Source organism: Carboxydothermus pertinax, from assembly GCF_001950255.1.
Taxonomy (GTDB): Bacteria; Bacillota; Z-2901; order Carboxydothermales; family Carboxydothermaceae; genus Carboxydothermus; species Carboxydothermus pertinax.
On sequence record NZ_BDJK01000096.1, the window covers coordinates 1 to 214 of the forward strand.

Annotated in this window: 1 pseudogene; it reads right to left on the minus strand. The window is 46.7% G+C overall.

Annotation, left to right across the window (positions count from 1 at the left end):
* Positions 1-214, minus strand: a pseudogene (locus cpu_RS13300) (IS481 family transposase); the annotation flags it as partial.

Sequence of the window (214 nt, forward strand, 5' to 3'; positions counted from 1 at the left end):
AAAGCGTCCCTGCATTCTTCAAGAGGCTTACAAACCGTAAACGCCGGGTATCCTTCTGGAAACGGTTAGCCGGAGTTTCGTTTTCTAAAGAGCTGTGCGGGTGGTGGTTATAACCTTCTTCAACCCAAACAGCAAAAGCCTGGTTAAGTTCTGCCAGGGTCTTAGGTTGTTGCAGTTCTATTTCGGCTATAAAAGACTCAACGGTGCGGTTAAA